Origin of the sequence: Roseomonas rosulenta (assembly GCF_016106005.1) — a bacterium.
GTDB classification, from domain to species: Bacteria; Pseudomonadota; Alphaproteobacteria; order Acetobacterales; family Acetobacteraceae; genus Neoroseomonas; species Neoroseomonas rosulenta.
This window is the reverse complement of record NZ_JACADR010000243.1, coordinates 1-6805: the sequence shown is the minus strand read 5'-3', so window position 1 is coordinate 6805 and position 6805 is coordinate 1. Positions and strand designations below refer to the sequence as shown.

The window sequence follows — 6805 nt, the reverse complement described above, 5'->3', positions numbered from 1 at the left end:
GCGAAGGCCGGCCGTGCCAGCGGGGCCAGCGCCGTCGCCGCGAGCGGCGCCAGGGCGGCGGCGCCGAGCGCGCGGCGGGAGAGGGTGAAGCGCTGCATCCGAAGGCCTCCTGCATGCGTAGAAGGGGGATGATCACGATCGCACGCCCGTCCTGCAATGGGTCGTTTCGCTTGACCGGCGCCAGAAAGCCATGGCCACTTCGGAGCCGACCATGAGTGCTGACGACGACCTGCCCCGATTGCTCGCCGCCGTGGCGAATGGTGACGGTGCCGCCCTCAGAAGCGTGTATGAGCGGCAGTCCGTTCGCCTCTTTGGTGTGGCGAACGCCATCCTGCGCGACCGCGATGTCGCGGCCGACGCGGTGCAGGACGCCTTCGTGAAGATCAGCCGCCGCGCGGCCCAGTTCGACCCGGCGCGCGGCAGCGCCGAGGCCTGGCTCGCCGGTATCGTGCGCCACGCCGCGCTCGACATCATCCGCGCCCGCGGGCGCGAGACGCCGACGGACGACCCGACGCTGGGCGACGAGGCGGTGGCGCCGGAAGCCGAGGAACGCCTGGCCGCAAGCGCCGAGGGGCGCCGCCTGCGGGATTGCCTCGCGGCGCTCGAGCCGAAGAACCGCGAAGGCATCATCCTCGCCTTCGTGCATGGCCTGTCGCATCCGCAGGTGGCGGCGCGTCTCGACCTGCCGCTCGGCACGGTGAAGTCCTGGATCCGGCGCGGGCTGCTCGCACTCCGGGAGTGCCTGGCATGATCCCGACCGATCCCGCCGAACGCGACGCCATGGCCGGCGAATATGTGCTCGGCACGCTCGATGCGCATGACGCCCGCGAGGTGGAGCGCGCCATGGTGGAGGATCCGGAGTTCCGCGCGCTGGTCGAGGCCTGGGAGGAGCGCCTTGCGCCACTGACCGCGCTCGCCCTGCCGGAAGCGCCGCCGCCCGGCCTGTGGGAACGCATCGAGGCGGCGCTCGAGGGCGCGCGGCCGCCCGTGCCGGCGCCTGTGGCGAAGCCGTCGGGCTTCTGGCGGGTCTGGGCTTTCGGTGCGTCGGCGGTCGCAGCGGGCCTGGCGGCCTTCCTGGTGCTGCGCCCGATGCCGGCGCCGCCGCTGATGACGGTGTTGCTGACCCAGCGTGACCAGCCGGCCTGGCTGGTCGAATCCGATGGCGGCGCGCTGCGCTTGGCTGCGCTGAACCCTCAGCCCTTGCCGCCCGATCGCGTCATGCAGCTCTGGGCGCTGCCGCAGGGGGCCACAGCGCCCACCTCGCTCGGTCTGATTCCCCCGCAGGGGCGGCTGACCGTCACACCGGCGACGATCCGGCCGGAGCCTGGGATGTTGATCGAGATCTCCCTGGAACCGCCCGGCGGGTCGCCGACCGGGCGGCCGACGGGGCCGATCCTGTTCATCGGCCGGCTGGCGCCGGCGCGCGGGGCGTGAGGCGCTACGCCAGCACCCGCCCCGCCACGACATCGAGCTTCGCCAGCAGGTCCGGGTCGCGCTTCTCCGGCGCGGTGACCAGCGCGTGGTCCAGCGCGCGGTCGCAGCCGGCAGGGCAGGGGCCGCGCTCCGCGCCGAGCATCGGCACCACAGCCTTGACCAGCGCGCGGGCGCGGTCGGCATTGGAGAACAGCACCTTCACCACCTGTTCGACGGTGACGTGGTCGTGGTCCGGGTGCCAGCAGTCGAAGTCGGTGACCATGGCCATGGTCGCGTAGCAAAGCTCCGCTTCCCGGGCGAGTTTCGCCTCGGGCATGTTGGTCATGCCGATCACGTGGCAGCCCCATTGGCGGTACAGCAGGCTCTCGGCCTTTGTGCTGAACTGCGGGCCTTCCATGACCAGGTAGGTGCCGCCGCGGCGATAGGGCAGGTCGATCTGCCGGGCCGCGGCTTCCAGCGCATCGCCCAGGCGGGGGCAGACCGGGTGCGCGACCGACACGTGGGCCACGCAGCCCGCGCCGAAGAAGGACTTCTCCCGCGCGAAGGTGCGGTCGATGAACTGGTCGACGATGACGAAATGGCCGGGCGGCAGGTCCTCCCGCAGCGAGCCGACCGCCGAGAGAGAGATGAGCTCGGTGCAGCCGATCCGCTTCATCGCGTCGATATTGGCGCGGTAGTTGAGCGCGGAGGGCGGCGTGGGGTGCCCGCGCCCGTGTCGCGGCAGGAAGGCGACGCGCACGCCGTGCAGGCGGCCGGTGAGGATCTCGTCCGACGGGTCGCCCCAGGGGGTGCGGACTTTCACCCAGGCGCGGTCGTCCAGGCCATCGAGGTCATAGACGCCGGAGCCGCCGATGAAGCCGATCATGGGGGTGATGGTGTCGGGCATGCGGGGAGTCTTTCTCCGGGTCGCGGGGTTGCGCGGGGTGTAGCGCGGGGCGGCGCGCGTGCTAAGCGGGCAGCATGTCGCCCGCCATTCGAATCGTGCTGTTGCTCCTTGTCCTCGTCGCATGTGGCGACCGCGCGGGCGAGCGTGACGGGCTCGGCCCCCGTGGCACCGCGCTGCCGCCGCCCGATCCGGCAACCGGCCAGGCGCGCATGGCGCTGCCGGCGCGCTAGCGATTACCGCAGCACGCGGTTCACGAAGAGCCCGACGGCCGCCAGCAGCGACCCCAGCAGCGTCATCCCGATCGTCCAGGCCAAGGCGAAGCCATCCGCGACATCCGCCCAGGGCCGCCCCCCGGCGACCCGCACCGTGATGGGCGTGCCTGCCGGGAAGCGCGCGACCTCCATCTCCAGGACGCGGCGATGGGTCGTCTGCTCGCCGATGGACATAGCACCGACCTCCGCCTCCTCACCCGATCCGGGCGGCCAGGCGACCAATACCGCGGTGCGCGCATAGGGGAAGACGCCGTCCGGCTCGATGATCCGCGCTCTGGTCACGGTCGTCTGCACGGGCGCGTGCCACAGGCTCTCCAGCGGCGGCGCGCCGCGCCCGGGCGCGCCCAGCAGCGCCATCGCGACCATGCCGAGGCCAAAGGCCGGCAGGAGCCAGCGAAAGACGAAGCCGATCATCCGTCGAGCACGTCGTCTTCCGGCTTGCGCCGCGCACGATGCCGGTCGATCCACCCCGCCACCGGTCGCAGCAGCACGTTCACCGCCAGCACCAGCGCCGTCACCACGAGCGCCGCGGCGAATTCGCGCACCCCGATCAGCACGCCCAGCATCGCCACGCACCAGATCGTCGCCGCATCGCCTAGTCCCGTGACGCTGCGCCCTGCCTTGATGATCGCCCCCGCGCCGAGGAACCCCACCCCCGTCGCCACCGCCCCGAAGGCGTGGCCCCAGGCGGCATCCGGCAACCGCGACACGACCATGCAGGCGAATCCCGCCGAGGCCAGCGCCACCAGCGTGCAGGTGCGGATGCCCACCGCGCTGGTGCTGATGCCGCGCTCGATGCCAATGGCCGCGCCGACCACGAAGGCCAGCAGCAGCACGATGGCCGTGCCGGCCTCCGGCCCCAGCCCGTTCAGCCAGGCATCGATCGCGGCGTTCACACGTTGAAGCGGAACAGCAGCACGTCGCCATCCTTCACGACGTACTCCTTGCCTTCCACCCGCATCTTGCCGGCTTCCTTGGCCCCCTGCTCGCCGCCCAGCGCGACGTAGTCATCATACGCGATCGTCTCGGCGGCGATGAAGCCGCGTTCGAAGTCGCCATGGATCACGCCGGCGGCCTGCGGGGCCTTCATCCCCTTGAGGATTGTCCAGGCCCGCGTCTCCTTCGGCCCAACCGTGAAGTACGTGATCAGCCCGAGCAGCGCGTAGCCGGCGCGGATGATGCGATCGAGCCCGGAATCCTCGAGGCCCAGCGAGCCCAGGAAGTCCCCGCGGTCACCCTCGGGCATCTGGCTGATCTCGGCCTCGATGGCGGCCGAGACCACCACCGCCTGCGCGCCCTCGGCCTTCGCCTTCTCGAACACCCGCGCGGAATAGGCATTGCCCGTCGCGGCGGAGGCTTCCTCGACATTCGCCACATACAGCACGGGCTTGGTCGTCATCAGCTGCAGCTTCGCCGCCGCCGCTTCCTCACCGCGCGGCACCGCCGTGCGGGCCGGCTTCCCGGCCTCTAGCGCCGCCTTGATGGGTTCGATCAGCGCCATCTGCGCGACCGCTTCCTTGTCCCCGCCGCGCGCGCGCTTCACCAGGCCCTGGGCGCGCTTCTCCAGCGATTCCAGGTCGGCCAGCATCAGCTCGGTCTCGACCGTCTCGGCATCGCGGATCGGGTCGACGCTGCCTTCCACATGCGTGACGTCGGTGTCCTCGAAGCAGCGCAGGACATGGACGATGGCGTCCACCTCGCGGATGTTCGCCAGGAACTGATTGCCCAGCCCCTCGCCCTTCGACGCGCCGCGCACCAGGCCCGCGATGTCCACGAATTCGAGGCTGGTCGGGATGATCTTCGCCGACTTGCCGATCCGCGACAGCGCCTCGAGCCGCGGGTCGGGCACCGCCACGCGCCCGACATTGGGCTCGATCGTGCAGAACGGATAATTCGCCGCCTGCGCCGCGGCGGTCTGCGTCAGCGCATTGAACAGCGTGGACTTGCCGACATTCGGCAGGCCCACGATCCCGCAGTTAAAGCCCATTGTTCATCCCCTGGCCGCCCGCGGGCGGAGCGGCCTTCCGCCAGGCCGCGTCGAATTCCTCGGCGAAGGTCTCGGCGATGGTCGCTGCCGCGATCCGCGCCGCGCCGTCATCGGTCACCGGCGCGAGCGCGGCGGCGCGAAGATGTCCCACCATCTCACCGACCGAGAGCGTGCTGCGCGGCAGCCGCCCCACCGTCTCATGCGCCGCGCGCGCCGGGTCGCCGGTGAAGCGCAGCAATTGCCGCGCCGCCAGAAGCAGCGCCCCGGCCAGGGCCGCGCCCTCGCGCGTGCCCTCGCGCATGATGCGGCGGTCCTCCGCCTCGGGCGAGAAGCCATCGAGCGTGAACAGGTCCAGCGTCGCGCGCAGCCCGGCCGCCGCCGAGGCCAGGCTCTCCGCCTCGCGCACCAGGGCGGAGGACAGGATCGCCGTGCCATGCGCGAAATCCTGCGCGCTCAATCCGCTGAAGGCGATGTCGGGCGGCGTTTCCTCTTCCATCACCCCTCCTGCGTCAGAAGCGCCACGCGCGTCATGAAATCCTCGGGCTTGCCCTCGGCCAGCAGCTGCGCGCACTCCGCCACCGCATCGAGAAGCCGCCCGACCCAGGCCTGGTCCTGCTTCGCGAAATTGCCCAGCACATGTCCCGTGACGGCGTCCTTGTGGCCGGGATGGCCGATGCCCAGGCGCACGCGCCAGAACTCCGCGCTTGCGAAGGCGCGGCGCATGTCGCGCAACCCGTTGTGGCCGGCAACGCCGCCGCCCTTCTTCACCCGCACCTTGCCCGGTGCGAGGTCGAGCTCGTCGTGGAAGGCCGTGACGCCCTCGACGGGAATCTTCAGGAACGCGGCGGCCGGCTGCACCGCATCGCCGCTCGCGTTCATGTAGGTCATGGGCTTGAGCGCCAGCACGCGCCGCCCGGCCACCACGCCCTCGGCCACCTCGCCCTTGAAGCGCTTGCGCCAGGGGGTGAACCGATGACGGCGGGCGATCTCGTCCAGAGCCATGAAGCCGATGTTGTGGCGCTGGCGGGCATGCTCGGCGCCCGGATTGCCGAGGCCGACCCAGAGCAGCGGTCCATCCATCACAAAAGCAAGGCCGGGGGAGTGAACTCCCCCGGACCCCCTCCTTCTTCTGGCCGTTGGGGACTGACAGCCATGGCCTGCCCCAACCCCCAGATCACTTCTTCTTCTTGGCGTCCTTCGCGGGCGCGGCGGCGCCGGCGGCAGGGGCCTTCTGCTTGATCGCCTCGACCGGGCCGGCGGCGGCCACCGGCGCGGCATCATCGACCACGGTCGGGGCGGCGATCGAGGCCACCATGAAGTCACGGCCCACGATGACCGGCTTCGCGCCGAACTGGTCCTTCACGGCGGACCAGCGCAGGCCGTCGCCGATCGCGGCCTCGGCCAGGTCGATCTCGAACTTCTCGGGCACGTTCTCGGGGTCGGCCATGACCTCGATCTCACGGCGCACGACGTTCAGCACGCCGCCGGCCTTGATGCCGGGGCAGGTGTCCTCGTGCAGGAAGGCCACCGGCACCTTCACGCGGATGCGCGAACCAGGTGCGAGGCGCTGGAAATCCACATGGATCGGGCGGTCGGTGACCGGGTGGAACTGCACGTCGCGCATCAGGCAGCGCTCGGTCGCGCCACCCTTCACCGCCACTTCGTACAGGTGAGACTGCCAGCCGCCCTTGTGCAGCTCTTTCATCACGTCGCGCGGGTCGAGCGCCGCGAGCGTCGCGTCCTTCTTCGCGCCGTAGATGACAGCGGGGACAAGCCCCTGACGCCGGGTTGCGCGGGCTGCCCCCTTACCTGCCTGCTCGCGCGCCTCGGCCTCGATCCGGATGGTCTGGACCATGGTCGTTGCTCCTTCAGGTGAATGCTGTCGCCGAACCGGGGACCCCGGAACGACAAGCGCCGGCCTCCAGGGGTGCCGGCGCGGGCCGGTTCTAGGTGAAGCGCTTCAGCGGCGCAAGCGCAGCGGCCTTGACGGGGCCGGTGGTGGTGGCGAAGCGTTACGCGAATGGAAGGCCTGATTCTCCTCGTCGCGCTCCTGATCGTCGGCGGCTGGATCCTCGGCGTTGCCGGCTTCGTGCGCGCGGGCGCGGCGCGGCGCGAAGCCCGCGCCTTGCAGGCCCAGATCGCCGCGCTGCGCGCCGAGGTCGGCGGCATGGCCGGTGCGCTGATCGCCGCCGGCTTCCGCCCGCCGGAACCCGCGCCCGCACCGTC

At 71.3% G+C, this 6805-nt stretch carries 11 protein-coding genes; 4 read left to right on the top strand and 7 right to left on the bottom strand.

The features are described 5' to 3' along the window. Window positions 1-211 precede the first annotated feature (211 nt). Together HW578_RS20860 and HW578_RS20855 are read left to right on the top strand one after the other, a co-directional pair. Complete coding sequence (locus tag HW578_RS20860; protein WP_198372640.1) at window positions 212-751, top strand: sigma-70 family RNA polymerase sigma factor; 540 nt, start codon at window positions 212-214, stop codon at window positions 749-751. Next, window positions 748-1434, top strand: a complete 687-nt coding sequence (locus HW578_RS20855) for an anti-sigma factor (RefSeq protein WP_198372639.1) — start codon at window positions 748-750, stop codon at window positions 1432-1434. The genes HW578_RS20860 and HW578_RS20855 overlap by 4 nt, the downstream gene beginning before the upstream one ends. A 4-nt stretch (window positions 1435-1438) precedes the next feature. On the opposite strand, the gene HW578_RS20850 is transcribed toward HW578_RS20855, so the two are convergent. Further along, a complete protein-coding gene (locus HW578_RS20850; RefSeq protein WP_198372638.1) occupies window positions 1439-2320 on the bottom strand; it encodes an S-methyl-5'-thioadenosine phosphorylase in 882 nt (293 codons plus the stop codon). Window positions 2321-2394: 74 nt separating this feature from the next. On the opposite strand from HW578_RS20850, the gene HW578_RS20845 reads away from it, so the two are divergent. After that, on the top strand, window positions 2395-2550 hold the full coding sequence (locus tag HW578_RS20845; protein WP_198372637.1) for a hypothetical protein: 156 nt from the start codon (window positions 2395-2397) through the stop codon (window positions 2548-2550). A 3-nt stretch (window positions 2551-2553) separates the two neighbouring features. On the opposite strand, the gene HW578_RS20840 is transcribed toward HW578_RS20845, so the two are convergent. The 6 genes from HW578_RS20840 to HW578_RS20815 form a co-directional block, all read right to left on the bottom strand. Continuing rightward, window positions 2554-3006 (bottom strand): hypothetical protein, encoded by a 453-nt coding sequence (locus HW578_RS20840; RefSeq protein WP_198372636.1) that lies wholly within the window; start codon window positions 3004-3006, stop codon window positions 2554-2556. Beyond that, a complete protein-coding gene (locus HW578_RS20835) occupies window positions 3003-3488 on the bottom strand; it encodes an MgtC/SapB family protein (protein ID WP_198372635.1) in 486 nt (161 codons plus the stop codon). The genes HW578_RS20840 and HW578_RS20835 overlap by 4 nt, the downstream gene beginning before the upstream one ends. Beyond that, the gene (ychF, locus tag HW578_RS20830) at window positions 3485-4579 is read right to left on the bottom strand and encodes a redox-regulated ATPase YchF (protein ID WP_198372634.1); all 1095 of its coding nucleotides are present in this window, start codon (window positions 4577-4579) and stop codon (window positions 3485-3487) included. The genes HW578_RS20835 and ychF overlap by 4 nt, the downstream gene beginning before the upstream one ends. Continuing rightward, window positions 4569-5075 carry a hypothetical protein gene (locus HW578_RS20825; protein WP_198372633.1) on the bottom strand — a complete coding sequence of 169 codons (507 nt, stop codon included), beginning with the start codon at window positions 5073-5075 and terminating at the stop codon, window positions 4569-4571. The genes ychF and HW578_RS20825 overlap by 11 nt, the downstream gene beginning before the upstream one ends. Then, entirely contained in the window at window positions 5075-5659 is a 585-nt protein-coding gene (gene pth, locus HW578_RS20820; RefSeq protein WP_198372632.1) for an aminoacyl-tRNA hydrolase, read from the bottom strand. Before pth ends, HW578_RS20825 begins: the two co-directional genes overlap by 1 nt. A 94-nt stretch (window positions 5660-5753) precedes the next feature. Then, a complete protein-coding gene (locus HW578_RS20815; protein WP_198372631.1) occupies window positions 5754-6434 on the bottom strand; it encodes a 50S ribosomal protein L25/general stress protein Ctc in 681 nt (226 codons plus the stop codon). Between the two features lie 165 nt (window positions 6435-6599). Here HW578_RS20815 and HW578_RS20810 point away from each other — a divergent pair. Next, window positions 6600-6805 (top strand): hypothetical protein (locus HW578_RS20810; protein WP_198372630.1); only part of this gene is annotated, 206 nt, incomplete at its 3' end.